General features: G+C 37.4%; 1 pseudogene. It reads right to left on the reverse strand.

What is annotated here, in order from left to right:
• Window positions 1-159 precede the first annotated feature (159 nt).
• Window positions 160-372 (reverse strand): annotated as a pseudogene (locus C1E99_RS12440) (enoyl-CoA hydratase); the annotation flags it as partial.

The following is a 372-nucleotide window of genomic DNA, read 5'->3' on the forward strand; positions in this document are numbered from 1 at the left end:
CCACGCAGACTTGTTTCTTCAATCACCAACACATTGTTAAAAATGGCCGTTAGATATTCATTTACTTTTGGATCTTCCAAAACAGGCCTCCTTTACTTTGATAGTCAAAGTATAAACCATAAAACTTTGATTGTCAAACATTTTTTACTAATTTAAAAATTAATCTCCCGTAAACACTGGTCTACGTCGTTCTGCATGTGCTCGAACCCCCTCTTTAAAATCCTCTTTATAGGCCAATGTTTCTTGCAAATCCAGCTCTAATCGGCGATAAGATTCCCAGTCTTTAAATTGACTTTCCCATGTCAGTTGTTTGATTGCTGCATAAGAATTTACTGAGCCTCGCAAGAGTTTTTTTATGACCTGGGCAACCGT

It is taken from the genome of Streptococcus suis (assembly GCF_002964045.1).
Classification (GTDB): domain Bacteria; phylum Bacillota; class Bacilli; order Lactobacillales; family Streptococcaceae; genus Streptococcus; species Streptococcus suis_U.